Origin of the sequence: Mesorhizobium sp. LNHC221B00 (assembly GCF_000502935.1) — a bacterium.
Classification (GTDB): Bacteria; Pseudomonadota; Alphaproteobacteria; order Rhizobiales; family Rhizobiaceae; genus Mesorhizobium; species Mesorhizobium opportunistum.
In genome coordinates this window covers 127,149-151,435 of the sequence record NZ_AYWR01000005.1, presented here as the reverse complement: position 1 = coordinate 151,435, position 24,287 = coordinate 127,149, and the positions used below count along the sequence as shown (strand labels likewise).

The 24,287-nt window shown below is 64.9% G+C and carries 24 protein-coding genes; 11 read left to right on the top strand and 13 right to left on the bottom strand.

Features of this window, described 5'->3' with window-relative positions:
* Positions 1–25: 25 nt before the first annotated feature.
* Positions 26–928 (top strand): LysR family transcriptional regulator, encoded by a 903-nt coding sequence (locus X741_RS157805; protein WP_023777103.1) that lies wholly within the window; start codon positions 26–28, stop codon positions 926–928.
* Between the two features lie 115 nt (positions 929–1,043).
* Positions 1,044–2,690 (top strand): acetolactate synthase large subunit, encoded by a 1,647-nt coding sequence (locus X741_RS157810; protein WP_023777102.1) that lies wholly within the window; start codon positions 1,044–1,046, stop codon positions 2,688–2,690.
* 48 nt (positions 2,691–2,738) lie between these two features.
* Here X741_RS157810 and X741_RS157815 read toward each other — a convergent pair whose 3' ends face one another.
* The 8 genes from X741_RS157815 to X741_RS157850 all read right to left on the bottom strand — a co-directional run bounded on the left by X741_RS157815 (position 2,739) and on the right by X741_RS157850 (position 11,806).
* Entirely contained in the window at positions 2,739–3,908 is a 1,170-nt protein-coding gene (locus X741_RS157815) for a substrate-binding protein (RefSeq protein ID WP_023764723.1), read from the bottom strand.
* Between the two features lie 82 nt (positions 3,909–3,990).
* Positions 3,991–4,692 carry an ABC transporter ATP-binding protein gene (locus tag X741_RS157820; protein ID WP_023777101.1) on the bottom strand — a complete coding sequence of 234 codons (702 nt, stop codon included), beginning with the start codon at positions 4,690–4,692 and terminating at the stop codon, positions 3,991–3,993.
* Between the two features lie 2 nt (positions 4,693–4,694).
* Complete coding sequence (locus X741_RS157825) at positions 4,695–5,399, bottom strand: ATP-binding cassette domain-containing protein (RefSeq protein ID WP_023777100.1); 705 nt, start codon at positions 5,397–5,399, stop codon at positions 4,695–4,697.
* Positions 5,396–6,382 carry a branched-chain amino acid ABC transporter permease gene (locus X741_RS157830; protein WP_023777099.1) on the bottom strand — a complete coding sequence of 329 codons (987 nt, stop codon included), beginning with the start codon at positions 6,380–6,382 and terminating at the stop codon, positions 5,396–5,398. The genes X741_RS157825 and X741_RS157830 overlap by 4 nt, the downstream gene beginning before the upstream one ends.
* Positions 6,379–7,278 carry an urea ABC transporter permease subunit UrtB gene (gene urtB / locus X741_RS157835; protein WP_245272674.1) on the bottom strand — a complete coding sequence of 300 codons (900 nt, stop codon included), beginning with the start codon at positions 7,276–7,278 and terminating at the stop codon, positions 6,379–6,381. Before urtB ends, X741_RS157830 begins: the two co-directional genes overlap by 4 nt.
* Positions 7,241–8,362, bottom strand: coding sequence for a class II histone deacetylase (locus tag X741_RS157840; protein ID WP_023777097.1), 1,122 nt, complete (start codon positions 8,360–8,362; stop codon positions 7,241–7,243). Before X741_RS157840 ends, urtB begins: the two co-directional genes overlap by 38 nt.
* 85 nt (positions 8,363–8,447) lie before the next feature.
* Positions 8,448–11,162, bottom strand: coding sequence for a LuxR C-terminal-related transcriptional regulator (locus tag X741_RS157845; RefSeq protein WP_023777096.1), 2,715 nt, complete (start codon positions 11,160–11,162; stop codon positions 8,448–8,450).
* The gene (locus X741_RS157850; protein ID WP_023777095.1) at positions 11,159–11,806 is read right to left on the bottom strand and encodes a GNAT family N-acetyltransferase; all 648 of its coding nucleotides are present in this window, start codon (positions 11,804–11,806) and stop codon (positions 11,159–11,161) included. The genes X741_RS157845 and X741_RS157850 overlap by 4 nt, the downstream gene beginning before the upstream one ends.
* Positions 11,807–11,979: 173 nt before the next feature.
* On the opposite strand from X741_RS157850, the gene X741_RS157855 reads away from it, so the two are divergent.
* From X741_RS157855 to X741_RS157870, 4 genes are read left to right on the top strand one after another with little or no spacing between them, the layout of a single operon-like run.
* Positions 11,980–13,281 (top strand): ArgE/DapE family deacylase, encoded by a 1,302-nt coding sequence (locus tag X741_RS157855; RefSeq protein WP_023777094.1) that lies wholly within the window; start codon positions 11,980–11,982, stop codon positions 13,279–13,281.
* On the top strand, positions 13,278–14,336 hold the full coding sequence (locus X741_RS157860; protein WP_023777093.1) for a phosphotransferase: 1,059 nt from the start codon (positions 13,278–13,280) through the stop codon (positions 14,334–14,336). Before X741_RS157855 ends, X741_RS157860 begins: the two co-directional genes overlap by 4 nt.
* Positions 14,337–15,653: an aspartate aminotransferase family protein gene (locus X741_RS157865; RefSeq protein ID WP_031249908.1), complete on the top strand. Its 1,317-nt coding sequence runs from the start codon at positions 14,337–14,339 to the stop codon at positions 15,651–15,653.
* A 10-nt stretch (positions 15,654–15,663) separates the two neighbouring features.
* Positions 15,664–16,320, top strand: a complete 657-nt coding sequence (locus X741_RS157870) for a GntR family transcriptional regulator (RefSeq protein ID WP_023777091.1) — start codon at positions 15,664–15,666, stop codon at positions 16,318–16,320.
* A gap of 27 nt (positions 16,321–16,347) precedes the next feature.
* Here the strand turns inward: X741_RS157870 and X741_RS157875 are convergent, their stop codons facing one another.
* From X741_RS157875 to X741_RS157895, 5 genes are read right to left on the bottom strand one after another with little or no spacing between them, the layout of a single operon-like run.
* The gene (locus X741_RS157875) at positions 16,348–17,652 is read right to left on the bottom strand and encodes an FAD-dependent oxidoreductase (RefSeq protein ID WP_023777090.1); all 1,305 of its coding nucleotides are present in this window, start codon (positions 17,650–17,652) and stop codon (positions 16,348–16,350) included.
* The gene (locus X741_RS157880) at positions 17,649–18,632 is read right to left on the bottom strand and encodes a branched-chain amino acid ABC transporter permease (RefSeq protein WP_023777089.1); all 984 of its coding nucleotides are present in this window, start codon (positions 18,630–18,632) and stop codon (positions 17,649–17,651) included. The genes X741_RS157875 and X741_RS157880 overlap by 4 nt, the downstream gene beginning before the upstream one ends.
* Positions 18,629–19,537, bottom strand: coding sequence for a branched-chain amino acid ABC transporter permease (locus X741_RS157885; RefSeq protein ID WP_023777088.1), 909 nt, complete (start codon positions 19,535–19,537; stop codon positions 18,629–18,631). Before X741_RS157885 ends, X741_RS157880 begins: the two co-directional genes overlap by 4 nt.
* Positions 19,534–20,280: an ABC transporter ATP-binding protein gene (locus X741_RS157890; protein WP_023777087.1), complete on the bottom strand. Its 747-nt coding sequence runs from the start codon at positions 20,278–20,280 to the stop codon at positions 19,534–19,536. Before X741_RS157890 ends, X741_RS157885 begins: the two co-directional genes overlap by 4 nt.
* A complete protein-coding gene (locus X741_RS157895) occupies positions 20,277–21,071 on the bottom strand; it encodes an ABC transporter ATP-binding protein (RefSeq protein ID WP_023777086.1) in 795 nt (264 codons plus the stop codon). The genes X741_RS157890 and X741_RS157895 overlap by 4 nt, the downstream gene beginning before the upstream one ends.
* Before the next feature lie 127 nt (positions 21,072–21,198).
* Between X741_RS157895 and X741_RS157900 the strand changes: the two genes are divergently transcribed.
* Genes X741_RS157900 through X741_RS157920 form a run of 5 tightly spaced genes read left to right on the top strand, consistent with a single transcriptional unit; the run spans position 21,199 to position 24,244 of the window.
* Positions 21,199–21,930 (top strand): GntR family transcriptional regulator, encoded by a 732-nt coding sequence (locus X741_RS157900; protein ID WP_023777085.1) that lies wholly within the window; start codon positions 21,199–21,201, stop codon positions 21,928–21,930.
* Positions 21,927–22,409: a DUF3830 family protein gene (locus X741_RS157905; RefSeq protein WP_023777084.1), complete on the top strand. Its 483-nt coding sequence runs from the start codon at positions 21,927–21,929 to the stop codon at positions 22,407–22,409. The genes X741_RS157900 and X741_RS157905 overlap by 4 nt, the downstream gene beginning before the upstream one ends.
* 1 nt (position 22,410) lies before the next feature.
* Positions 22,411–22,764, top strand: coding sequence for a TIGR04076 family protein (locus X741_RS157910; protein ID WP_023777083.1), 354 nt, complete (start codon positions 22,411–22,413; stop codon positions 22,762–22,764).
* The gene (locus tag X741_RS157915; RefSeq protein ID WP_023777082.1) at positions 22,761–23,816 is read left to right on the top strand and encodes an aldo/keto reductase; all 1,056 of its coding nucleotides are present in this window, start codon (positions 22,761–22,763) and stop codon (positions 23,814–23,816) included. Before X741_RS157910 ends, X741_RS157915 begins: the two co-directional genes overlap by 4 nt.
* Entirely contained in the window at positions 23,813–24,244 is a 432-nt protein-coding gene (locus tag X741_RS157920; protein WP_023777081.1) for a DUF4440 domain-containing protein, read from the top strand. The genes X741_RS157915 and X741_RS157920 overlap by 4 nt, the downstream gene beginning before the upstream one ends.
* The last annotated feature ends 43 nt before the right edge of the window (positions 24,245–24,287 follow it).

The window sequence follows — 24,287 nt, the reverse complement described above, 5'->3', positions numbered from 1 at the left end:
GCAGTAGAAACCAGGAGTTCCGAATATGGATCGGCTCGAGAGCATGGCTGTCTTCGTTAGGGCGGTCGACCTCGGCTCGTTCGCTGCTGCGGCGGTCGCGCTCGATCTGTCCGGACCGATGGTCGGCAAGCACGTCCGCTTTCTCGAGGAGCGCCTCGGCGTGCGCCTCATCAACCGCACCACGCGCCGCCAGAGCCTGACCGATTTCGGCCGCGCCTACTATGAACGCTGCCGGGTAGTGCTGGCGGAGGCCGAAGCCACCGATGCGCTCGCCGCCGACCAGCTCTCGGAGCCACGCGGAAAACTGCGCGTCACCATGCCGGCGCATTTCGGCCGCCACTGCGTGACGCCCGTGCTGCTGCAACTGGCGCGGCAATATCCGATGCTGGAACTCGATCTGTCGCTAAGCGACCGCTTCGCCGACCTTGCCGAGGACGGCTACGACCTTGCCATCCGGACCGGCGAATTGGACGACAAGGCAGGCGTGATCGCGCGGCGCGTCGCACGCCAAGGCATGGTCGTCTGCGCAGCGCCCTCCTATCTCGGAATTCATAGCGAACCACGGCGGATCGAGGATCTCGCCGATCATCAGTCGATTGTCTATCGCCGGCTCGGCCAGGTCGTTCAGCCATGGCTGTTTGCGCGTGAAGGGCAGCCCGTACAGGAGATCATGCCAACCGGCCGGCTGCGGCTCGACGACCTAGATGCCATCGCCGATGCCGCGGTCGAAGGCATGGGGATTGCCTGGCTTCCCTGGTGGTTGGTTCGCGAGCGCATCCGGGCCGGTGCGCTGGCGGTGCTGTTGCCGGACCAGCCACGCTATCTCTACGACTGCCATGCCCTTTGGCTGCAGACGCCGCATCTGCCGCTCAAAGTGCGGCTGGCCGTCGACGCGCTGGCGACCGCCTTGCCGAAATTGATGGCGTGATCGCCCGTCGCGGTTGGCTCTTCCGTGAACCAATGCGCACTTCCGGCCTTTGCGGCGCCGCTTTCCCTGCCATATGAAGATGGCTGGCGGAATCTACGCATTGCAGGAGAGACAGTTGACCAAAGGTTCGGATCTGTTCGTGGCCGCGCTCGAGAATGAAGGGGTCGACCGCATCTTCGGCATTCCGGGCGAAGAAAATCTCGACATCGTAGAGTCGATCCGCCGCTCGTCGATCCAGCTGATCCTGACCCGCCACGAGCAGGCGGCCGCCTTCATGGCCGCCACCTATGGCAGGCTCACCGGCAAGGCAGGCGTGTGTATCACCACGCTCGGCCCAGGCGCGCTAAATCTGACGACCGGCTCGGCCTATGCGCTGCTCGGCGCGATGCCGATGATCATGATCACCGGCCAGAAGGGCATTCTGTCATCGCGGCAGGCACGCTTCCAGATCGTCGATATCGTCGCGGCGATGAAGCCGTTGACCAAGCTGTCGCGCCAGATCGTGTCGCCGAAGATGATCCCCTCGCTGGTGCGCGAAGCCTTCCGTGTCGCGCAGGAGGAGCGTCCCGGCCCCGTGCATCTGGAACTGCCGGAAGACATTGCCGCGGCGGAGTGCGAGCCGATAGCGCTCGTGCCGACGCATCCGGTCGAACTACCTCTGGCCAGCGCGGGTGCGCTCGATCGTGCCGCCCGCATGATCATGGAGGCCAAGCGTCCGCTGCTGATGTTCGGCGCGGCGGCGTCGCGGCCGCGCGTGACGCCCGATGTCGCCCAGTTCGTGCTGCGCACCCAAATTCCCTATTTCACCACGCAGATGGGCAAGGGCACCGTGCCCGGCGGCACCGAACTCTATATGGGAACGGCAGCCCTTTCGGAGCGCGACTATGTGCACGAGGCCATAGAGCAGGCCGATCTGATCATCACCATCGGCCACGACACGGTCGAGAAGCCGCCTTTCATCATGGGCGCCAGAGGGCCGAAGGTCATTCATGTCGGCTATCAAACCGCCGACGTCGAGCAGGTCTATTTCCCGCAAGCCGAAATCGTCGGCGACCTCGGCCCTTCGCTGGCGCTGCTGGCCGACCGTATCGAGGGCAAGATCCCCAATGCGCAGGTCCTGTTGCCGCTGCGCGAAGGCATTTTGAGCCGGATCGCGGCGCGCGCCACCGAAGATCGCTTCACGCCGCAACGCATCGTGCACGATGTCCGCGCCGTCATGCCGGCGGACGGGATACTCGCCCTCGACAACGGCATGTACAAGATCTGGTTCGCGCGCAACTACCGTACGCGCATGGCAAACACGCTGCTGCTCGACAATGCGCTCGCCACCATGGGTGCCGGCCTGCCGTCGGCGATGATGGCGGCACTGCTCTATCCCAGGCGCCGTGTCATGGCCATCTGCGGCGACGGCGGCTTCATGATGAACAGCCAGGAACTGGAGACCGCCGTCAGGCTCAAGCTCAACCTCGTGGTCCTGCTGCTTGAAGACCACGCCTATGGCATGATCCGCTGGAAGCAGGCGGTCGACGAATTTCCGGATTTCGGCATGACCTTCGGCAATCCCGACTTCGTCAGATACGCCGAGGCCTATGGCGCCAGGGGGACCAGGGTTGGCGAGATCGCCGACTTGCAGCCGGCGCTGGAACGGGCCTTCACCGGCGGCGGCGTGCATCTCGTCGTCGTGCCCATCGATTATTCCGAAAACACCAGGGTGCTCGTCGACGAATTGCGCGAGCGGCTGCCGGCGCCGCAGGCGACCTGACGGCGGCAAAGCCGCCGTCAGAATTGCCTGGAGCCGTTGCCGAACCTCCTACAGCTTGCAGTAAGGCGTGACCGGAGCGATCGTGCCGAAATCCTTGACGATTTCGTAGCTGATTCCGTCTGCGGCGGCCTTGCCGACATAAGAATGGCAGAGCGTGTGGTTGTTGCTGGCATCGACGCGGATCTTGCCTTGCGGCGCGTCGAACTCGATCGTCGGCAGCGCCTTGAGCACATCGTCGTCCTTCAGCGACCCGGCCTTCTCGGCGGCCAGCGCGTAGAGATGCAGGCCGTTGTAGCCGGCTTCGCCGATGCCGTTGACCATCTTCTCCTGGCCGAACTTTTCGCGGAAGCTCGCGATGAACTTCTTGTTGACCGGATTGTCGAGCGCCATCCAGTAAGGCTGCGGTGCATAGGTGCCGGCGGCGACGCCGGGCGGCAGCGCGTCCTTGTTGAAGACCTCGTCGAGTGGCGCGATCAGCGGCTGCTTGATGTCGAAAGAGCGATACTGCTTGAGCTGGGTGACGGCGTCGTTGCCGACCACCATCGACCACACGACATCGGGTTTCAGCGACTTGATCTTCTGGAATGCAGGGCCGAAATCCGTTGTGCCGAACGGATAATAGTCGGCGCCGATGATCTTGCCGCCGGCCTTCTCATAGGCTGCCGTGATCGCCTCGGTCATCTTCTGTGGCCAGGCATAGTCGGAGGCCATGACGTAGATGGTCTTGCCGAGATTCTCGGCCACCCACGGCATCATCGGGTCGACCTGCTGCATCGGGATCGGGCCGGTGGCGACGAAGTAGCGGTTGCATTCGCCGCCTTCGAAATTGGTCGGATAGAAGAACAGCTTCTTGGCCTTCGAGGTCACCGAAAGCGTAGCACTTCGCTCCGGCGAAATGATCGTGCCCATGACCACGTCGACCTTGTCTTCGTTGATGAGTTTGCGCGCCTTGTCGATGGCGCCCTTGGTCGTGGTCTGGTTGTCCTCGATGAACAGCTCGACCTGGCGGCCGCCAATGCCGTTGGCAGCGTTGAGCTCGGCCGCGGCGAGCTTGTAGCAATTGAGCAGCGTCTCGCCGAGGATCGCCTGCAGTCCGGTGATCGGGATCGACAGGCCGACCTTGACGGTGTCGGCGGCGCGCAGGATCGACGGCGCGCCGACCATGGCCAACGCGGCGGCAGCCCCGCCGGATTTCAGGATCGTTCTTCTGCTTATCATTGTTATGTTCCCTTCCAGTCCAGGCGCGCCCCATGCACGCCTTGCAAAGCCAACAAATCTTGGGCGCGCATCAGGCGCGCCTTTACAGGGCCAACAAATCCTTCAGCAGGGTCTCGTCGGCGAACGCTTGCGGCGTGCCCTCGTGCACGATCCTGCCCTTTTCCATCACCAGGCAGCGGTCCGCCGCCTTCAGAACGAGATCGAGATTCTGCTCGACCAGCACGATCGCGATGCCGCGTTCGCGCGCGATGCGCGGCACCAGCTCGGCGATGGCTTGTACGATGTTCGGCTGGATGCCTTCCGAAGGTTCGTCGAGCAGCAGCACCGAGGGCAGGCCGCATAGCGCCCGGCCGATCGCCAGCATCTGCTGCTGACCGCCCGAGAGCGTGCCGGCGATTTGCGCCTCGCGTTCGCGCAGGATCGGAAAATAGCCGAAGATGTCGGCCGGAATGCTGCGGTCGCCACGATCCCTGGCGGCACGCGTGCCGACTTCCAGGTTTTGCCGCACGGTCAGCTGGTTGAAGATGCCGCGCCCTTGCGGCACATGGGCGATGCCTGCCCGCGCCCTGTGAAAGGCCGGCGCGTTGGTGAGATCCTGGTCGCCGAGCACCACGGCGCCGCCGCTCGCCTTCAGGCCGCCGGCGATGACGCGCAACAGCGTCGTCTTGCCGGCGCCGTTACGGCCGAGCAGACCGACAACTTCGCCAGGCGAGACGCTGATTTCGATGCCGTTCAGCACCGGAAGCAGCCCATAGCCGGCCGACACGGCAAGTGTCCGCAGCATGGTCAGCGCCTCCCCAGATAGACGTCGCGGACCATTTCGTCGGTCTCGATGTCGTGGAAAGGACCGCTGCGCAGCCGACGCCCCTGATGCAGCACCAGCGTCTCGCAGTTCAACGCCCGCACGAAGCGAATGTCGTGTTCGACGGCGACGATCGAGAATTCGCCCTTCAGCCGCAGCAGCATTTCGGCGGTTGCCAAGGTTTCCTGCGGTGTCATGCCCGCGGTCGGCTCGTCGAGCAGCAGCAATCTTGGCTCGATCGCCAGGGCCATGCCGATCTCCAGCCATTGCTTCTGCCCATGCGCCAGTTCGCCCGCCAGCCTCGCGGCGCTATCGCCGAGCGCGACCAGTTCCAGCAGCTCACTGACCGGGCGAACCGGCGAGGGTACCCCCCACCGTGCCACCTTCAGATTGTCTTCGACCGACAGGCTGGGAAAGACCGACGGGATCTGAAACTTGCGGGCGATGCCGAGCCTGGCGATGCGGTGCAGCGGCAGACCGGCAATGTCATGACCGAGGAATCGCACGCTGCCGCTGGTCGGGCGAAGCGTGCCGGTCAGCACATTGAGGAAAGTGCTCTTCCCGGCGCCGTTCGGCCCGATGATGCAGCGGAGCTCCTTGTCGCGCACGGTCAGGTTCAACCCTTCCAGTGCCTGCAAGCCGCCGAAGCGGATGCCGACATTTTCGGCCTGGAGCAGGACATCGCTCATTGCACGCGCCTCCGGCCCTCGAACAGGCTTTTCAGCCGCGCGTAAACAGACAGGATGCCGTCCGGCAGGACGAAGACGATGATGACGAAGACGCAGCCGAGCAGCAGCGGCCACAGGCTCGGGTTGAAGCTGGAGATCGTCTGCTGCGCGCGCTGGATGAAGATCGCGCCCAGCACCGGACCGAGCAGAGTGCCGCGCCCGCCGACCGCCACCCAGACGATGACTTCGGTCGACAGCAGCAGTCCGGAGAGATCGGGCGCCACCAGCCCGGCCATGCAGACATAGAGCGCACCGGCAAGGCCGGCGATTGCGGCGGACAGGACGAAGGTGACGAGCAGCCGCAGCGGTGCGTTGTGGCCGAGCGCTGCTGCCCGGACTTCATTGTCCTGGATGGCGGTCAGTACCGTGCCCCAGCGGCCACGGCCGATCGACCACAGCGCCAGCACCACCACCGCGACGATGGCCGAAACGAAGACATAGGAGGGCAGATCCTGGCTGAGATCGAGATGCATCCCGCCAACATCGAATTCGATCGGCGGGATGCCGATCAGGCCGCTGTCGCCGCCGGTGACCGAACTCCAGGAGACGGCAGCTTGCTGGCAGATGACACCCATCGCCAGCGTGACGATGGTGAAGTAGCTGCCGCGGATGCCGCCGAAGAACAGGAAGTAACCGATGATGGCCGCGACGAAGGCTGCCCCTGCCACCGCGCCCATGATGCCGAGCAGGCTGCCGAAGGCGATGGCGTCGTTGAGCGTGATCAGCGCCATGATGTAGCCGCCGATGCCGAAGAAGGCGGCGTGGCCAAAGCACAAGATGCCGGTGCGGCCCCAGAAGAAGTCGAGGCTCGCCGCGAACAGACCGAAGATCAGCGCGTCGCGGATCACCGTCAGCTGATAGCCGTCGGCGAAGAGCGGATAGAGAACCGCGAGCACCACACAGACGGCGAAGATCAGCAGCCAGTTGCGGTCGCGGGCGATCATCGCGAAGCTCCGTTGAAGAGGCCGTTGGGCCGCAGCCGCACGGCGACGATGGCTGCCAGCAGCACGATCGCCTGCGCCAGGGATGGCGAGATCTGGTAGTTGAGGATGCTGGTCAGCCCGCCGACGAAGACGCTGCCGGCGACGAGGCCGCCTATCGAGCCGACGCCGCCGACGATGACGACGAAGAACGCGTTGGCGAGATAGTTGACGCCCATCTGCGGCAGCACGATCGCCAGCGGTGCGACCAATCCGCCGGCGAGCCCGGCGATGGCCGCGCCGAAGGTGAAGGCGGTGGCGTAGGTGCGCCGCGTGTTGATGCCGACGCCCTCGGCCATCTCCCGGTTCTGGATGACGGTGCGGATGTCGAGCCCGAACGATGTTCGGCTGATCAGCAGCACGACGCCGAGCAAGGTCAGCATGGCGATGGCAATGAGGACCAGCCGGTAGGCCGGATAGACGGTGAAGAAAAGGTCGAACGTGCCCTCGATCGGGGGCGTCACCGGCTTGGCGCCGAGCCCGAAGGTCAGTTCCATGCCTTGTTGCAGGATCAGGCTGACGCCCCACGTGGCAAGCACGGTCGACACCGGCCGCGAATAGAGATGGCGGATGATGGCGAATTCCAGGATGCAGCCGACCACCGCGCCGGCAACGGGCGCGGCGGCGAGCCCCAGCCAGAAGGAACCGCCGACGCTCTGAACGAAATAGACCGCGAAGGCTCCGACGGTGACGAACTCGCCATGCGCCAGATTGGTCACGTTCATCAGGCCGAAGCTGATCGCCAGTCCGAGCCCGACCAGCATCAGGATGCTGATCAGCGTCAGCGCGTTGAGGAGGGTGGTGATCAGGAAATCCATCGCGTCAGGCAGCACTTGCGAGGCGTTGACGCAGGCCGGCAAGCAGGCTCTCGGCGGCGTCGATCACCGCAGCCTGGTGCGGCTGCAATTCCTGCCCGGCCCATTCGTCGATATGGTCCGACAGCGGGTCGACCACTTCGGTCCGGTGATTGGCCAGCGTCTCGATGACGGCGTGACCACAGAACGGCACATAGCCCTCGGAGTAGCCGCCTTCATGGGTCATCATCAGGCGTCCGTCCGACGTCTCGGCGGCCAGGGCGACCATGCGCGCGGCAAGGCGCCGGAAGCATTCGCTGTTGAGCATCATGCGGCCGAGCGGATCGAATCCCGACGCATCGAAACCGGAAGCGACGATCACGAGGTCAGGCTTGAAGGCGCGTAGCGCCGGCGCCACGACGCGATCGAAGCTCGCCTCATAGGCGCCCGTGCCGCTGCCGGCGGGCAGGGGGATGTTGATGTTATAGCCTTCGCCGGCGCCCTTGCCATTGTCGGCCAGCGCGCCGCGCCCGGTCGGGTACAGATTGTCCTGGTGCAGGGAAATGGTGAGCACCGACGGATCGGAATAGAACACCGTCTCGGTGCCGTTGCCGTGATGAACGTCCCAGTCCACTATCGCCGCGCGACCAAGCAAGCCCTCATGCTGCAGCCGGCGCACCGACACGCCGATGTTGGAAAACAGGCAGTTGCCCATCGCTTGGTCGGGCTCGGCATGGTGCCCCGGCGGCCGAGCCAGCGCATAGGCATTGTCGACGCGGCCGGTCAGCACCGCGCGCATCGCCGCATAGGTGGTGCCGGCGGACAGGAGCGCGATGTCGAAACTGTTGAGGCCGATCGGCGCCTGCGGGCCGGCGAAACCGGAACCGCGCTCGCTGAGCGTCCTGATGTCGTCGACATGGCGCTGCGTGTGCACGCGCAGCAGATCCTCGACTGTCACCGGCTCGGCGAGGATCGGCACCAGATGGCGTGCCAAGCCGCTGACCTGGATCAGGTTGTTCAGCCGGCGCTTCGATCCAGGCGATTCCAGGTGCCGGCCGGGCTCCACGAAACGGCCGGGTGGCATCATGTCGGCGCTGGAGCCGGTGTCATGCCACATCAGCTGTTCGTGAAAAACATAGCCTGTCGCCATAGGCAATCGTCCTCTAGGAGCAGGACGACGCTAGCAGGCTAACGATCCCATGGCCCGACCCCAAAGAGGGGGCTGCACCAGATGTTCATGCCCCTCCTTTCGGAGGGGGACGGAGGTCCGCGGCCGCCTGCGCCGCGCGCACCGCCTGCACGCGGTTCGACACCGAGAGCTTGCCGAAAATGTTCTTCAAATGCCATTTCACCGTCGTCTCGCTCACCGATAGCGCACCCGCGATATCGCGGTTGGACATGCCTTCAGACAGGCAGCGCAGCAGTTCGGCCTCGCGCTGGGTGAGCTGTTCTTTTTCGGCCGTCGGTGCTGCCGGCTTGCGTGTCGCCACAGGCATCGTCTGTGCCGCGTCGATGATGCGCGTTGCATAGGCCGACAGGGCAGGGTCGGTCTTTGCCTGCGCGGCGCGCAGCCGCATCAACCCTTCCACAACAGGCCTGCCCTCGTCGACGAAGGAGCGGATGAAGCCGGAGGGCTGTGCAAGGCGCAGCGCTTCGAGGAGGTGACGGTCGGTCTCGCGCTGGTCATGGACGGTGGTCTTGGCGCGCAGGATCAGCGCCAGGATGTGGCGGCGCATGCGTCCGCTGTTTTTCGTTCGTTCCAGCAACGCGTCGAAAATCGCCGCCGCCGCTGCGTGGGATTTCTCCGCGGTAAGCAGCCGGCCCTCGGCGAAGAACTCGAATTCGTTGGCGACAGTAGGCGCGGTTTCAGCGCTTTCACGGCGATGCTCACTCAGCAGCGCGCGGGCTTCGACGACGCGGTTCTGGTCGAGCAGCAGCCGGATACGATCATGCACCAATACCGAAGCGAGGCGGCGATAGACGGAGCCGCGCACACGCTGGTAGACGCGCTCCAGCATGTCGAGCGCTGCGTCTGCGCGACCAGTCAGCTGCAGCACGCGGGCATAGGTCGGCACGCTGGCAAGGGGATAGACGATGACCGCGGCGCCCTCGATCAGCGGTCCAAGATTCTCGACCAGGGTCAGTGCCTCGCCGGAGGCGTTGGTCTCGTAGGCGAGTTCGGCAAGCAGCGTTCCGGCAAGGGCCTCGGCATAGGAGTTGGCGCCGATCCGAGTCCTGGCCTCGATGATCGTGTTGCGCAGCAGCCGTTCGGCGGCGGGCAGGCGGCCGGCCGAGCGCTCGATCACCGCCATGTAGCAATTGGCGATGGTGACGCCGAGCAGGCTGCCGCTTCGCTCATGCGCCTTGCGCGCAGCGTCCGCCGCCGCCCGCGCGCCCTCGAGATCGCCCAGTGCGTAGAGATTGTAGCCGATGACATTGGCCGTCGCGCCTTCCATGAACCAGGCATCGGGCGCGATGACGCGCAGGGCGGCCAAGGCGGTGTCGCGTGCGTCCTCGAACCGTTCCAGCGTGCTGTGCACGGCGGCATCCAGGACTGCGATTTCGGCCTCGATCGTGGTGCCGGTCAGCGTGCCCGGATCCTTGCCGTCCGTCGGCCCGGTCTCGATCAGCTTGCGCGCATTGGCGAGCGTCTGCTGGGCAATCTCGGGCTGGCTTGAGTGCACCGCCAGCCATAACACGACGAGTTGCAGCCGGATGCGCTGGTCGACCAGTTTTCTCGGCAGCAGCGCCAGCAACTGGCGCACATAAAGCAGCTGGCACTGGGCGATGAGCTCGAGCGCATTGTTCTCGATGAACACCGCCGCGCGGGCCTGGTCGCCGGCGGCAAGCGCATGCCCGATCGCCTCGGTCAGCATCTTGCGTTCGCCGAACCATTCGGCGGCGGCCAGGTGCAGCGGGGCGATCATCTCGGGCGCGCGCCGTTCCATTTCACGACTGAGAAAGTCGCGGAACAGGTGATGGTAGCGGAACCAGCGCCGCTCCTCGTCGAGCGGCACGAGAAAGAGATTGCGGGTCTCGATCTCGGCGATATCGGCCTCGGCGTCCGCCACGCGCAAGACTGCCCGGCAGGCCTCGGCGCTGAAGCGCTCGAAGATCGAACTGTGGAGCAGAAACTTCGCCAGGGCCGGCGGCAGCCCGAGGAAGACTTCGCCCATCAGGAAGTCGGCGACGTTACGGTTGGCGCCGGTGAAATTGCCGAGGACGGTTTCGGGCGCATGCGCGGCACTGAGCGACAGCGAGGCGAGTTGCAGGCCGGCGGCCCAACCTTCGGTCCGCGAGCACAAGGCCTCGACGGTACCGCTGCTGACGCTCAGGCCCAGCTTGTCGTTGAAAAAGGCTTCGGCTTCGGACGAGGCGAAGCGCAAATCGTCCGGACCGATTTCGAAAACGTCGCCAAGCACCCTGAGTTTGCCGAGCTGCAGGTCGGGCAGGTTGCGCGAACCGATGACGAAGGCGACGTTGGCGGGCGCCTGCCGCGTCAGGCGCTCCATGAAACGCTTCACCGCCTCCGTTTCGATGACGTGGTAGTCGTCGAAAAACAGCGTGATCTCCGCGTCGCGCGCCGCAAAACCCGCGACAAGTGCAGAGAGCACCACCTCGAGCTGCGGGATCGGGCTCGACTGGAAGGCGAGGTCGAGCTCGGCCGGGTTCTGGACGAGGTGGCGCAGCGCCCCCACCAGATGCGACAGGAAGGCGCCTTCGTCATTGTCCGTCGCCTCGCAGGACAGCCATGCGGTCAACCGGCCGTGGCGCGCGAGTTCCGCGGCCCATTGCGCCATCGTTGTCGACTTGCCGAAGCCGGCGGGCGCGGCGAACAGCACGATGCGCATGCCGACATGTCGCTCCAGCCTTGACAGGATGCTCTCGCGCCGCACCCACCGGCGATGATGCGGCGATGCCTGGCTGGCGGGTTGCGGAGGCTGTCTCATCTGGCGCCGGGCACCCATTCCGTTTCGATCAACGGGATTTGCGGGGCCGCTTCGCGCGGCAGGGTTCCCTTGATCCGGGGATCGTCGGTAATTTCGAAACCGGCCGCATAGGGCTCGAACCCGCAAGCGCGGTAGAAACCGATGACGCTGTGGTGATCGAAACTGCTGGTGTGCAGCCAGACGCGGCCGGGGGCGAGGCGCCATGCCTGATCGAGTGCGCCGGCCATCAGTCGCTTGCCGAAGCCTCGGCCGGTCAAGGAGGGGAACAGGCCGAAATAGGTGATCTCGATCTCGTCATCGTCGGCCACGCGGAATTCGACCATGCCGACATGGCCGCCGTCTTCATCATGGCCGTAATAGAGATGGTGGCGTGGGTCGGCGAATTGCGCGGCGATTTCGGGATCCGACATTTCGGCGGCGCGATCCCAGAGCCAGGGAGCCCCGATTTCCAGGAAGATCGTGCGGTAGGAGGCGCAGTCGGGCTCGGTGATCCGGGTCATGGCCAGCGGTTGGGCAAGGCTCGGCACCGGCGCGCGCGCCTCCATCCATGTCACCGCATTGATGATCCTGCCGGCCGGCACGCGCCGGTAACCGGCCGAGAGATCGGTGACTTCATCCGGCAACGTGCCTTCGGTGACCAGCATCTGTCCTCGATTTTCGCCTCGCGGCTTTCGCGGCATGCGCTAAGCTGATGCCAATTCCGCGCTCCTGCCAAGTGTTTCGGAATGTGGGTCATAAGTTTGCCCCACCAGTCTCTTGCATTTGCGAGAGACGGTATATGAGATATGATACACCATTCAGATGAAAGCGGAATATAATGCCTGAGCGAATTTCGGACGAGGCCATTCTGGGCGCGGTCGACGATGGCTTCGCCCGGCAGGTCGCGTTTCTGCAGGATCTCGTGCGCTTTCCTTCGCAGCGCGGCGAGGAACATGCCGCCCAATCGTTCATGGCGGCCGCCTATGAGGCCGATGGCTACGAGGTCGACATGTGGCGCGTCGATGTCGATGCTATTCGCGACCTGCCGGGTTTTTCACCGGTTGCGGTTTCGTATGACGACGCCTTCAATGTCGTCGCCACCCACACGCCGCGAAACGCGACCGGCCGCTCGCTGATCCTCAACGGACATATCGACGTGGTGCCGACGGGACCGCTCGACCGCTGGCTGCGCGATCCCTACGATCCGGCGATCGAGGATGGCTGGATGCATGGTCGGGGCGCCGGAGACATGAAGGCCGGCCTGTCGGCCTGCCTCTACGCATTGGCCGCATTGCGCAATCTCGGTTACCAGCCCGCCGCAAAATTATTCCTGCAGTCGGTGGTCGAGGAGGAATGCACCGGCAATGGCGCGCTCGCCTGCCTGCAGCGCGGCTACCGCGCCGATGCCGCTTTCATACCCGAGCCGCTGGAACCTCGATTGATGCGGGCACAGGTCGGGCCGATCTGGTTCAGGGTCGAGGTCGATGGCGATCCGCAGCATGCGTCGGGGGCCTTTTCCGCTGGCGCCAACGCAATCGAAAAGGCATTCCTTATCATTCAGGCGCTGAAGCAGCTCGAAATCGTCTGGAACGCGCGCAAGGTCGATGATCCGCATTTCTGCGACCATCCACATCCGATCCGCTTCAATCTCGGCAAGATCGAAGGCGGCGAGTGGACATCGAGCGTCCCGGCGCGCTGCGTCTTCGAGATGCGGGTCGCCACCTATCCCGGCCAGAAGCTTGAAGAAGCCAGGGCCGAGCTCGAAGCCTGCATCGCCGATGCGGCCCGTGCCGATCCGTTCCTCGCCAACCGCCCGCCCAGGATGACCTACAACGGCTTCATGGCCGAAGGCTATGTGCTGGAAGGCGCCGACGAGATGGAAGCCGTGCTGCGCCGCAGCCATAGCGCCGTGTGGGGCGAGCCGCTGACCGAGCACGTCACCTCGGCGACCACGGATGCACGCTTCTTCGGCCTCTATGCCGACACGCCGGCGATCGTCTATGGTCCGATCTGCCGCATGCCGCATGGCTATGACGAGGCCGTCGATCTGGACTCGGTGCGCAAAGTTACCCAGACGATTGCCTTGTTCATCGCCGACTGGTGCGGCCTTGAGCCGATCGATCCGAAGGTGAGATCATGAACGCGGCTGTACCCGATGCATTCGGCGAAACGCTTGCCGAGGATGCGCCGGATGTTTCCCCCGAGGACGCGCTTGCCATCTTGCGCCGGCACTACGGCATCGCCGGCAGCGCGCGTCCGTTGCCCGGCGAACGCGATCACAATTTCCATATCCAGACCGACGGCGAGGGCGAGTTCGTCCTCAAGGTTTCCCATCCGGCGGAAGAGTCCACCTTCACCGATTTCCAGAACAAGGCGCTCGACCATATCGTTGCGGTCGACCCGATCTTGCCGGTTCCCTCGGTGCGTAAAAACCTCGAGGGCGAAGCGCAGTTCACGGTCAGCGTCGGTGGATCGGCGCCGCGCATCGTCCGGCTGGTCACCTATCTGCCCGGCCAATTGCTTTCGCGCTCACCGACCTCAGCGGCGCAGGATCGCAACCTCGGCATCTTTCTGGCGCGGCTTGGCCGCGCACTGCGCGGTTTCTTCCATCCGGCGGCCGGCAGCGACTTGCTCTGGGATATCCGCAAGGTCGCCAAGACGCGGCCGATGCTGGCGCATATCCCCCATGCGGGCCACCGGGCCATGGTCGAGCGCGTCATCGACGCCTTCGAGGAGCATGCGGCGCCGGTCATTCCAAGCCTGCGTGCGCAGATCGTTCACAACGACATGAATTCCTACAATGTGGTGATGGACGCTTCGCGGCCGGAGGTCGTCAGCGGCATTCTCGATTTCGGCGACATGATCCATTCACCGCTCATCTGCGATCTCGCCATCGGCGCCGTCTACCGCTGGCCGGCGGAAGGTCACCCGCTGGCACCCGCCGCGCGCTTTGTCGCCGGCTATCAATCCGTGCAGCCACTGGAGGGCGAAGAGATCGGCATTCTTTTCGATCTGATCCGTGCGCGCCTTGCGCTGATTGCCAACATCGCCAGCTGGCAAGCGGAACGATTCCCGGCCAAGCGCGACTATGTGCTGCGCCTCATGACCGAGGTCTGGTCGTCGCTCGAACGGCTGGACGGTCTGTCGTCCACTGAGGCCCGCCGCTATTTCAGCGACCATTCCAATCCGGAGTAGATGCTCGTGTCCCAGTCCTCGCCCGCCAATGCCTCTGCCGATGCCGGCGCTTCGGCGCAAGAGCGCGCGTTGCTCGAACGTCGCGCCAGATTGCTTGGCCCGACCTACCGCGCCTTTTACCGCAACCCGATCCATCTCGTGCGCGGCAGCGGCGTCTGGCTCTATGATGCGCAGGGCCGCAAATTCCTCGATGCCTACAACAATGTCGCTTCGATCGGACACTGCCATCCACGCGTCGTCGAGGCGCTATCGGGGCAGGCCGCCACGCTCAACACCCACACGCGCTATCTCAGCGAGATCATCCTCGACTACGCTGAAAAACTGCTCGGCATGCTTCCGGCCCATCTCGGGCACGCCATGTTCACTTGCACCGGCAGCGAGGCCAACGATCTCGCCATCCGTATTGCCCAGCATTCCAGCGGTGGCACCGGCGTCATCATCACCGACTTCGCCTATCACGGCGCCACGATCGCCACCGCGCAGCTATCGCCGGCGGCGGTCGGGGCAAAGGGCGTGCCCGCGCAGCATCGGACTGTGGCAGCGCCGGACACGTTTCGCGACCACGGCCGCGCCGCGCGCGATTTCGCCAAAAATGTCGCCGCCGCCATCGAGGACATGCGTGCGCAAAACATCCGTCCGGCGGCACTGCTTCTCGACTCGGCCTTCTCCAGCGACGGCATTTTCTTCCCCGATGCGGCTGTCATGCGCGAGGCGGCGGACCACGTCAGGAGGGCCGGCGGCATTGTCATTGCCGATGAGGTCCAGTCGGGCTTCGGCCGGCTCGGCCAGGGCATGTGGGGCTTCGCCAATTACGGCATCGAGCCCGATATCGTCACCATGGGCAAGCCGATCGGCGACGGGCATCCGATGGGCGCGGTGATCGTGCGGCCGCAGCTAGTCGCATCCTTCGGCTCGAACACCGGTTACTTCAACACGTTCGGCGGCAATCCGGTGGCGGCCGCCGTCGGCATCGCCGTGCTCGACGTGATCGAAGGCGAGGGGCTGATCGAGAACGCGCACAATGTCGGCGCCTACACCGGGGAGCTGTTGCGCGCGCTGCGGAGCCGGCACGGCATGGTTGCCGACGTCAGGCACAACGGCCTCTATTTCGGCGTCGAGCTCACGGCGGAGGGCGACGAAGCGCTGGCCGCCACCAAGACAGCGGCGGTCGTCGAAGTCATGCGCGAGGACGGTGTGCTGATCTCCTCCTGCGGCCCGCGCGGCAATGTGCTGAAGATCAGGCCGCCTTTGCCATTTGCCAGGGACAATGCCGAGCAATTGGCCGAAACGCTCGATCGCGCCTTGTCGCAATGGTGAGCGGCCGCGCATGCTGAAGCTCGAACATCAAACCCTGAACGATCGCGCCTATGGCGCTCTCAAGCAGGAGTTGATTTCAGGCGGTTTCAGCCCGGGCCAGACACTGGTCATCCGCAAACTTGCCGAGACCTTCGGCATATCGACGACGCCGATCCGCGAGGCGCTGCAAAGGCTCGTCGCCGAGCGCCTGCTCGAAATGCAAAACAACCGCTCGGTCATCGTGCCCTTGCTGTCGGCACCCGCTTTCGAGGAACTGACGCGCATCCGCATCGCCGTCGAAGGGCTGGCGGGTGAGATGGCCGCGTCGCGGATCAGCGAAAGCGGCCTGATCGACGTACAGGCCATGCTCGCCGGCATGCAGCGCGCCATCGATGCGGGAGATGCCAGGGCGTATCTCTCGTTGAACGAGGCCTTTCATTTCGCCATCTACCAGCATGCCGGCGCGCCGATCCTGTTGAACATGATCCGGGACCTCTGGGGTCGGGTCGGGCCCTATCTGAAGCTGCTGATGCAGGCCGACCGTTACATCCCGCAGTCGAACGAGGCGCATCGCAGGATTGTTGGCGCGTTGGAGCAGCGCAATGGCCCGGCCGTTCGGGCCTCCCTTGAGCAAGACATCGCGGCGGCTGCCGCGGTTCTCTCCGAAAGTCTGCGCACGGCCGACTGATCCGCGCGTCCAGGCACGGTCGACGACCTATCCCCTCTCGTCCATCCGGTCGCGCAGCATGCTCCAGCCAAGCAGCATGTTGGGCGCATGCCGCAGCACGGCATGGAACGGGATCGGTGCCGGCAGCGCGAACGGTAGCGGCAGGTCACGCGCATCGGCGCCGGCGGCCCAGTCGGCCAGCACCTTGCCCATAGCCGTCGTCATGGCAATGCCGCGCCCGTTGCAGGCGCGGCCGGCGATCAGGCCCGGCCCAAGGTCCAGGAGATGCGGCAGGAAATCCGGTTCGACGGCGGCCATTCCCGACCAGCTATAGGCAAGCGGCGGCAGGTCCGGCAGATCGAGATGCCTGGCGAGCCGCCGCCAGATTGTCTGCGGCACGCGCGTGTCGGCGCCGGCGCTCAAGATGTGCATGCCGCCGCTGATCAGCCGGTTGTCGGCGTCGAAGCGAAAGGTGAAGAGATTGCGCCTGGTGTCGCCGACGCCCTGTCCTCCCGGCAGCAGAAGTGTGCGGGTTTCGAGCGGCAGGGGTCCAGTCGCGATCTGGAAAACCTTCAGCGGAAAGTAGGTTCGCTGCAGCAGCGGATTGAGCGACGCGCCATAGGCATTGGTGGCGATCAGCACCTTGCCGGCGCGCACCGATCCCGACGGCGTTTTCAGCGTCCAGCCATCAGCCACGCGATCGATCGTGGTGACCGGTGTTCGTTCGAAAATCCTCGCTCCGGACTTCTCCGCCGCATCGGCCAGGCCGCGCGCATAGGCGACAGGGTTGAGCACGCCACCCGAACGATCCATCCAGCCACCGAGGTAGCCGCGCGCGCCCGTCAGCGCCTCGACATCCTGACGGTCCAAGGTAACCGCGGGCCTGCCGCGCCGCGCCCATTGTTCGGCGCGGGATTTGACCTTTTCCAGCGCCGCGGGCGAATGCGCCGGCTGGATCCAGCCGCTCTGCACGGCGTCGCAATCGATGCCATGTTGCCTGATCAGGCCAAACACCAGATCGGCGCTTCCGGCGGCAAAATTGATCAGTCTCTTGCCTCGCTCGGCGCCAAGATGAGCAAGGATGTTTTCCGGATCCATCTTGGCGAAGTTCGGCACGACGAAGCCGGCATTCCTGCCGGTCGCGCCCCAGGCGATGAATTCGGCTTCGAGAATGGCGACCGAGAGCCCTTTCCCGGCCGCGTGCAGCGCGGTTGAAAGACCCGAGAAACCGCCGCCGACAATGGCGAGGTCGACAACGAGCTCGCCTTGCAGCGCCGGCCGCTGGCGATGGTTTCGGCTGACGGCCTGCCAGAGCGAAACGCCTTGCGCCTCCTGCCGGGCCATCGCGTTCATGACCCTGAACTGCTCTTGGCCGCGGCCGCTTTCGCTCGCTTGTCGAAGCGCGGCCGCCGTGGCCTGTCGCCGAGCAATCCGTTCGGCCGGATCAGCAAGATCACGCAGAGCATGACGCCGATGGCGGCGATCTGCAGCGAGGCCGCGCGCGCCTGCTGCTCTGGCGGGAACAGCACGCTGGTGAGCGTGCCGGATCCAGCCCAAATCCCCCACACCAGGATGCTGCCGATCACCGCGCCGAGATTGCTGCCTGAGCCGCCGACGATCAGCATCACCCAGACCTGGAAAGTGAGGATCGGCAGATAGTTGTCCGGTGCGATGAAGCCGGTGAAATGCGCCTGCAGCGCCCCCGCCAGTGCCATGATGGCGCCGCCGACCGCAAAGGCCTGGACACGGTAGAAGCGCGCGCTCTTGCCGAGCGAAATCGCTGCCCGCTCGTCCTCGCGCAGCGCTTTCAGCACGCGTCCCCACGGACTGCGCGACAGGTGCTCCAGGGCGAGATAGGCGATCAGCGTCACTGCCGCGACCACGGCAAGGTTCGACAGGTTGAACAGCAGCGGCGTCTCGGCCAGGCTCCCGAAGGGGCGCGGAATGAAGCCGATGCCGAACGGGCCGCCGGTCAGCTTCTGTGCATTGAGCGCGACGAGCTGCACGACCACGGCGACGCCGAATGTGGTGATGGCGAGATAGTCCGATCGAAGGCGCAATGTGGCCATGCCGGTCAGCGCCGCGGCAATGCCGCCGACGACCATGGCACCCGCCCAGCCAACCAGGATCGGCAGGCCGAAACCACCAAGCCGCGCGGCATCGTCCGGTGTGGTCAGCAGTGCCGATGTATAGGCGCCGATGGCGACGAAGCCGGCGAGACCGACATTGAACAGGCCGGTCAGCCCCCACTGCAGGTTGAGCCCCAGCGTGACCAGCGAAAAGATCAGCGCGGTGGTCAGGAAGAAGGCGCCGTAGCCGACGAGGTCCATCAGCGTTCCCTCACACCGAAAAGGCCGATCGGCCGGACGAACAGCACCGCCATCAGGATGACGAAGGAGACCGCGGCGCGCCATTCCGCGCCGACCAGCTGCACCGCGCCGGCTTCGGCGAGACCGATGATCAGCCCGCCGAGCACCGCGCCCGGGATGCTGCCGATGCCGCCGAGGATCGCGGCGGCGAACATGGGTAACAGCATGTCGAAGCCCATGAAGGGGCGGATCTGCACCAGAATGCCGATCATCACGCCGGCGACGCAGGCGAGTGCCCCGCCGATGATCCAGGTGACGCGCACCACGCTGGCAACGTCGATGCCGACGATGCGGGCCAGTGCTGCGTTCTGGCTCAGCGCCTGCATGGCGCGGCCGGTCTGCGTGCGCGTCATCAACAGATGCACGCCGAGCACGAGCACTGCCGTCAGCAACAGCAACGCGATCTGGTCGGGCGTGATGCGAATGCCGAAGCCGACCGGCATGGCGATCTGGATCGCCCGGCTGAAATAGGTCGGCCGAGAAGTGAAGGTGAATTCGAGCAAGCTTCTAAGCGCCATCGAGGCGCCGAAGCTCGCCATCACCACGATGATCGCCTGGCCTTGCGAACGCAGCCGCGCGAACAGCACCTTGTCGAGCAGGAGCGCCAACAGCGCGGTGAATGCCATGCCGACAATCAGCGCGATGATCAGCGGCCAGCCGAAGGACAGCGGCGCGATCGGCGCCACCTTGCCGAACATCGCGCCGATGGCGCTGACCACGGCCAGTGTCGCATAGGTGCCCCAGGCCATGAAGTCGCCATGGGCGAAGTTCGAGAAGCGCAGGATCGAATAGGTCAGCGTCACGCCGATGGCGCCCAGGCCGATCATCGAACCGGTCAGCAATCCGTCGACGACAAATTGCAGGCTCATGCCGCGCCTCCTCCGGATTTGAGCGGACGTTGGCCGAGATAGAGTTCGGCCACCACCGGATCGTTCCACAGATCGGAGGCGACACCCTCGTGCCGGTCCTTGCCTTCGACCAGCACATAGGCACGGTCGCCGATGGCAAGCGCTGCCTTGGCGTTCTGCTCGACAAGCAGGATGGTGACGCCGGATTTGCGGATGCCGGCCAGCATCTCGAACACCATCGAGACGAATCTCGGCGACAGGCCGGCCGACGGCTCGTCGAGCACCAGCACCTTGGGGTGGACGATCAGCGCCCGCGCGACGGCGAGCATCTGCCGCTGTCCGCCCGACAGATTGCCGGCGGCGGTGCGGCGCTGGCGGACGAGGTCGGGAAAGGCTGCATACATTTCCTCGATGCGGGCGGGGATTTCGCGCCGTTCGAGGATGCCGCAGGCAACCTTGAGATTGTCCTCGACCGACATCAGCGGAAAGATGTTTTCGGTCTGCGGCACGAAAGCCAGGCCAAGCCGAACCATGGTGTGGGCAGGTGCCGCGGTGATGTCCTTGCCGTCGAGGAAAACCGAGCCGCCAGTGATCGGCACGAGGCCGGCGATCGCCTTGATGAAGCTCGATTTGCCGGCGCCGTTGGGGCCGAGCACGACGACGATCTCGCCCTTGCCGACGGTGATCGAGGCGCCGCGCACGATCGGCACGCCTGGTTCATAACCGGCTTCGAGATTACGGACATCGAGGACCGCTTCGCTCATGCCGTGCCCCCGAGATAGGCCTCGATGACGCGCGGGTCGCGGGCGACCTCTTCCGCCGTGCCTTCGCTGAGCAACTGGCCGCTCGCCATGACCAGGACGCGGTGGCAGAGCCGCGTCACCATGTCGATGTTGTGTTCGATCAAAAGGAAGGTGATGCCGCGCTTGTTGATGTCGCGAATGCGGTCGATGATGACTTCGAGCAGCGTAGCATTGACGCCGGCCGCCGGCTCGTCGAGCAGGATGATCGCCGGGTCGGCCATCATGACGCGGGCAAGTTCGAGCAACTTGCGCTGACCGCCGGAAAGCACGCGCGCCGGCTCCCGTGCGAGGTGGGTGAGGGTAACGAGTTCCAGAAGTTCGAGCGCCTTGGTCCTGGCCGCTCTTTCCTGCGCCGCCACCCGCCATGGCGTGACGAAATTGGCGAGCAGCTTCTCGCCGGCCTGGCCCTGGGCTGCCAGCATGATGTTTTCGATCAGCGTCAGATTGGGAAGTGGACGCGGGATCTGGAAGGTTCGGCCAAGGCCTCGTCCGATGCGCAGATGAGCCGCTTCGCCCGAGACGCGGGCGCCGTTGAGAAGGATGTCGCCGCTGGTCGGCAATAGGCTGCCGGCGAGCAGATCGAACATCGTCGTCTTGCCGGCGCCGTTCGGGCCGATCAGGCCGAGGATTTCGCCCGCTTTGACATCGAACGAGACATCGTTGACGGCGACGAGGCCGCCGAACCGCCTGACGACATTCCTTGCCATCAGAACCGGTGCACGGTGCTCTCGCCGTTCTGCTGCCTCGCTCATCGAACCCTCTGGCCGAAGACGATCGTCGCCGTCTCCTGATTTTTGATTTGTGATCACACTTGCGTTGATCACGCTATTCGGCTTTAATTTCGTCCGCAAGCCGAAAACCGGCCGAGATCGGAATTCCATGCAAAAGGCTGCCATCGAAAAGAACAACGAGGCGATCGCTGCCCAGCTTGCGCCGGTCGGCCGCGAAACCGTGCAGGATCGCGTCTATTCGGAGCTGCGTCGCGCCCTGATCGGCGGCCTGTTCGAGCCGAGCCAGGTGCTGACCATACGTGGCTTGGCCGATGCGTTGGTCACCTCAACCATGCCGGTGCGCGAGGCGCTCGGCCGGCTGATCACGGAAAAGGCGCTGGAAGCATTGCCCAACCGGTCGGTGCGCGTGCCGCCAATCACGCTGGAGCGCATCGATGATCTGTTGCGCGCCCGCATCCTGATCGAGGGCGAGGCAATCGCGCTCGCGGCCGCCCGCATGGGTCCGCGCAAGATCGCCGCCATCGAGACCATTCTGGCCGAATGGGACGAGATGCGGGCACTGGAACACAAGAAGGATGTCGATCGCGAGGTGACGCTCAACCAGAGCTTCCATTTCGAAATCTATCGCTGCTGCGGCTCGGCGGTGCTGATCCCGATGATCGAGAGCCTGTGGCTGCAGTCGGGGCCATGCATCCGTGTCGCCATCTATGCCTTCTCGGAGGCCGGCGAGGTCGACACCGCCCAGTATCACCGCCGCATCGTCACGGCGCTGGCCACGCAGGATGCACAGGCAGCGCGCGCATCGCTGGTCGCCGACATCAGCCGGCCCTTCACCTTCCTGCGCAGCAAATTGCAAACCGCCGGGAAAGACCAGACATGACTTCCATCAGGATCACCGAGCCACGCTCGAAGCTTTCCGTGACGGCGCTGCTGCTGCCTGAAAAGGCGCCGGAAAACGCTGCTTTTCTCATGGCGTATCTCGCCGCACCACGCGTCGTCCCCGGCATCCATGCCATGTGGACGGGGCCTGAGATTTCTTGTCCGGTTCCATCAGCCGATCTCGATGGCCAGTCCTATGCCAGACCCTTGCCGGGCGAGAACGCGACGCTGACGCCACAGCCGGGCGACATCGTGCTTTCTTACGTGCCGCCACGCATGTGGGGCGGCAATCCCAATGCGATTTTCGATATCGGTCTCTACTACGGTCCGGGGGCGCGCCTGCTGTTCCCGATCGGCTGGCTTGCCGGCAGTGTGGTGGCGCAGGTGCGAGCCGACGAGCGGGAACACTTCGCCGCCGCCTGTGGCGTCATCCGGCGCAATGGCGCCTGCGACGTCACCTTCAGCCTGGTGGAGGCCTGACATGGCAGATGACAGTTTCGAGCTTTTCGATCTGCGCGTCGAAGCGGTCGTCCCCGAGGGCAAGCCGATCTATTGCGGCGCCAAGGCCGGCGACTATTTCGAGCTCAAGGGCGAGATGTTGTCGATGCCCGCGGGGCAGGGTTTTTCGATCTACTCACTCGCCGCCGTGCTGCCTCTGCTGGCGGCAAAGCAGCGCCCGACCCATGCCAACGACTGGATGACATCGGATGCCGAGATCGCCTGTCCCGATCCCAATTGCGCCAGCCGGCTGCGGATCGTCAGGCTAGCCAAGCGGCGGTTCAGTCATGCCGCAACCACGGCCGTGCCGCTGCCGAAGGAGAATGACCCGACATGACCGCCAAGACCTTTGAACTCGGGCCCGGCTACACCATTTCGCGCGTCATCCGCGGCGGCTGGCAGTTGGCCGGCGGGCACGGCGCCATCGACCGCAGCCAAGCAATAGCCGACCTGATCGCCACCTTCGATGCCGGCATCTGGACCTATGATTGCGCCGACATTTACACCGGTGTCGAGGAGCTGATCGGCGCAGCGCGCCTGCGGCTGGCCGGCGAGCGCGGACTGGACGTTGCGGCGAGAATGAAGGTGCACACCAAGCTGGTGCCCGACCTCGAGCGGCTGGCCGGCATCAGCCGCGACTACATCAGGGGCATCGTCGACCAGTCGCTGCGGCGGCTGAAGACCGAACGGCTCGATCTCGTTCAGTTCCACTGGTGGGACTATGCGCAGCCTCGCTATGTCGAGGCGATGGGCTGGCTCGACGAGCTCCGGCGCGAAGGCAAGGTGCGCAATCTCGGCACTACCAATTTCGACACGCCGCGGCTGGCCGAAATCCTCGCCGCCGGCATCCCGCTGGTCAGCCAGCAACTGCAATACTCGGTTCTCGACCAGCGGCCTGCGAACAGCCTCGCTGGCCTCGCCGTGAAGAACGGCGTCAGCTTTCTCTGCTATGGTTCGGTGGCCGGCGGCTTCCTCAGCGACAAATGGCTTGGTGCCGCCGAACCAGCCACGCCGCTCGAAAACCGATCCCTGGTCAAATACAAGCTGATCATCGACGACTTTGGCGGCTGGGACCTGTTCCAGCAGCTGCTTGCGGCGCTGAAAGCCGTCGGCGATCGTCACGGCGTCGACATCGCCACCATCGCCAGCGCCTGGGTGCTGCAGCAGCCGCAAGTGGCGGCCGTGATCGTCGGAGCCCGCAACCAGGCGCATGCGCTGGCCAATGCCAAAATCATGGATGTCGCGCTTGACGCCGAGGATCGGGCGCGGATTGCTGCCATCATCGCGCAAAGCCCTGGCGTCGAGGGCGATGTCTACACGCTGGAGCGCGACCGCCAGGGCCGCCACGGCTCGATCATGCACTACAATCTGAATGCAGGCCGGGCATGAGCGCAATCAACCAGACGCTGTTTTCCAGGGCCAGCGCCGAGGTGATCGATTTGCATCGCTTCTTCGTCGACTGGTTCGTCGCCGCCCGCGCCGACACGGTGGACTTCGCCCGCTTCGAACGCGTCATGGGCGACGGCCTCAGCATGGTCACGCCGGATGGCAAGGTGCTCGATCGCGCCGCGGTCGTCGATCATGTCCGCTCCAGCCGCGCCATTTGCGACGACGGCTTTGCCATCTCGATCGAGGACATCCGGCCCGGCTGGCAGGACGCGGACACGATCGTTGTCTTCTATGTCGAGGCGCAGCTGCGCGCGGGCAAGCACAGCCGTCGCCAGTCGAGTGCCGTCTTCACCATCAGTTCATCGGCGCCCAACGGCGTCGAATGGCGACATCTGCATGAAACCTGGCTGCAGGTGCCGGAAAGCTGAACAGGCTCCAGAGATCAAAGACAGCCAAGTAACTTAACAAGTA

Coding starts and splice junctions, on each gene's coding strand:
- X741_RS157905 (WP_023777084.1), top strand. CDS start 21,927: ATGACTTCCATCAGGATCACCGAGCCACGCTCGAAGCTTTCCGTGACG.
- X741_RS157815 (WP_023764723.1), bottom strand. CDS start 3,908: ATGATAAGCAGAAGAACGATCCTGAAATCCGGCGGGGCTGCCGCCGCG.
- X741_RS157890 (WP_023777087.1), bottom strand. CDS start 20,280: ATGAGCGAAGCGGTCCTCGATGTCCGTAATCTCGAAGCCGGTTATGAA.
- X741_RS157875 (WP_023777090.1), bottom strand. CDS start 17,652: ATGAACGCGATGGCCCGGCAGGAGGCGCAAGGCGTTTCGCTCTGGCAG.
- X741_RS157825 (WP_023777100.1), bottom strand. CDS start 5,399: ATGAGCGATGTCCTGCTCCAGGCCGAAAATGTCGGCATCCGCTTCGGC.
- X741_RS157900 (WP_023777085.1), top strand. CDS start 21,199: ATGCAAAAGGCTGCCATCGAAAAGAACAACGAGGCGATCGCTGCCCAG.
- X741_RS157845 (WP_023777096.1), bottom strand. CDS start 11,162: ATGAGACAGCCTCCGCAACCCGCCAGCCAGGCATCGCCGCATCATCGC.
- X741_RS157915 (WP_023777082.1), top strand. CDS start 22,761: ATGACCGCCAAGACCTTTGAACTCGGGCCCGGCTACACCATTTCGCGC.
- X741_RS157820 (WP_023777101.1), bottom strand. CDS start 4,692: ATGCTGCGGACACTTGCCGTGTCGGCCGGCTATGGGCTGCTTCCGGTG.
- X741_RS157860 (WP_023777093.1), top strand. CDS start 13,278: ATGAACGCGGCTGTACCCGATGCATTCGGCGAAACGCTTGCCGAGGAT.
- X741_RS157830 (WP_023777099.1), bottom strand. CDS start 6,382: ATGATCGCCCGCGACCGCAACTGGCTGCTGATCTTCGCCGTCTGTGTG.
- X741_RS157855 (WP_023777094.1), top strand. CDS start 11,980: ATGCCTGAGCGAATTTCGGACGAGGCCATTCTGGGCGCGGTCGACGAT.
- X741_RS157920 (WP_023777081.1), top strand. CDS start 23,813: ATGAGCGCAATCAACCAGACGCTGTTTTCCAGGGCCAGCGCCGAGGTG.
- X741_RS157805 (WP_023777103.1), top strand. CDS start 26: ATGGATCGGCTCGAGAGCATGGCTGTCTTCGTTAGGGCGGTCGACCTC.
- X741_RS157850 (WP_023777095.1), bottom strand. CDS start 11,806: ATGCTGGTCACCGAAGGCACGTTGCCGGATGAAGTCACCGATCTCTCG.
- X741_RS157885 (WP_023777088.1), bottom strand. CDS start 19,537: ATGAGCCTGCAATTTGTCGTCGACGGATTGCTGACCGGTTCGATGATC.
- X741_RS157895 (WP_023777086.1), bottom strand. CDS start 21,071: ATGAGCGAGGCAGCAGAACGGCGAGAGCACCGTGCACCGGTTCTGATG.
- X741_RS157840 (WP_023777097.1), bottom strand. CDS start 8,362: ATGGCGACAGGCTATGTTTTTCACGAACAGCTGATGTGGCATGACACC.
- X741_RS157910 (WP_023777083.1), top strand. CDS start 22,411: ATGGCAGATGACAGTTTCGAGCTTTTCGATCTGCGCGTCGAAGCGGTC.
- X741_RS157870 (WP_023777091.1), top strand. CDS start 15,664: ATGCTGAAGCTCGAACATCAAACCCTGAACGATCGCGCCTATGGCGCT.
- X741_RS157865 (WP_031249908.1), top strand. CDS start 14,337: ATGCTCGTGTCCCAGTCCTCGCCCGCCAATGCCTCTGCCGATGCCGGC.